Genomic DNA, 336 nt, shown 5'->3' with positions numbered 1-336 from the left:
CTGGTGGGCCGCGAGAAGATGATCGCCGCCTTGCAGCGTCTGAAAACCAGCTATGAACCGCAGGAAGCGGGCAGCATGATGGCGTTCTGCATCAACGGCAAATCCAAGTCGTTCAGCGAGCTGTTCATGTCGCACCCGCCGCTCGACAAGCGCATCGAAGCGCTGCGCACCGGTCAGTACCTGAAGTAATCGGCTGAATGAAATGAAAAACCCCGGCTTGCCGGGGTTTTTTTATGGCATGCCTGAACCGCTATTTCAGCGGCGGCGACGGATTCAACAATGAAATTCGGCAATGAATGGGGTGAGCGCTTCAGCGAAGTTTGCGGGCGTTAATGC

At 56.0% G+C, this 336-nt stretch carries 1 pseudogene; it reads left to right on the top strand.

Annotated elements, in window-relative coordinates:
• Window positions 1–189, top strand: a pseudogene (locus KQX66_RS39115) (protease HtpX); the annotation flags it as partial.
• Window positions 190–336: the final 147 nt, after the last annotated feature.

Source organism: Paenibacillus oleatilyticus (genome assembly GCF_018998565.1).
Lineage (GTDB): Bacteria > Bacillota > Bacilli > Paenibacillales > NBRC-103111 > Paenibacillus_G > Paenibacillus_G oleatilyticus.
This window is presented reverse-complemented; position numbering and strand designations above follow the sequence as displayed.